The sequence below is a fragment of the Selenomonas sp. oral taxon 149 str. 67H29BP genome (assembly GCF_000146365.1).
Classification (GTDB): Bacteria; Bacillota; Negativicutes; order Selenomonadales; family Selenomonadaceae; genus Centipeda; species Centipeda felix.
Genome location: NZ_GL397101.1, coordinates 1 through 657 on the forward strand (window position 1 = coordinate 1; position 657 = coordinate 657).

Here is a 657-nt window from a genome sequence, read left to right on the forward strand (position 1 = left end):
TGCGGAATGCATCGCCGCCTAGAGCGTGATGTTTGACACGTCGATTTCGCCCGACATCAGACGAGGGAGAAGCGTATTGCGAAGTGTCGATAACTTCCTGATTTCGACTCGATGTGCGATGATAGCATCATATAAAGGCTGAAGCTGCTCTTCTATTTTCAAATAATCGTCAGAGCATGGAATCAAAACTCGTGCATTTTCTAATGCATCTCGTTTGATATGACCCATCGTTGTAGCTTTGTCGGCAGCCATAGCGACAAATTCTGCCAAATAATATTTTGTCCATGAATAGTACAGCCACGGTGCATATTGCTTGGAATGTACCTTGAATAAATGTTGATTGAGACCGCAGATTCCCCCGCACCAAAAATCTACCAGGAGACTGCCAGACCATGAAAATATGACATCTCCATCGTGAATAATATATTGAGGCTTGATGTCCAGGGAACAACGTTCGCTGTTTATATCACATTGCCCTTGACGTAATTCTTTGATCTTAAGAACAGGCAAACTTTCCTGTTCGTTCTGAGGGCGAAATTTTTGCATTGCAAGTCCGTTCAGATATTCTGCTATATCTGTTAAATAGCCCTCTTGCCAGCCCTTTGGAATATCTGAAATATGGATAAAGTATCGATAGAAAATCGTTCGTGCCTGCTC

The 657-nt window shown here is 42.8% G+C and carries 1 protein-coding gene; it reads right to left on the bottom strand.

The window, feature by feature from the left end:
* Positions 1-18 precede the first annotated feature (18 nt).
* On the bottom strand, positions 19-657 hold a 639-nt coding region (locus HMPREF9166_RS11650), incomplete at its 5' end, for a restriction endonuclease subunit S (RefSeq protein ID WP_009443044.1).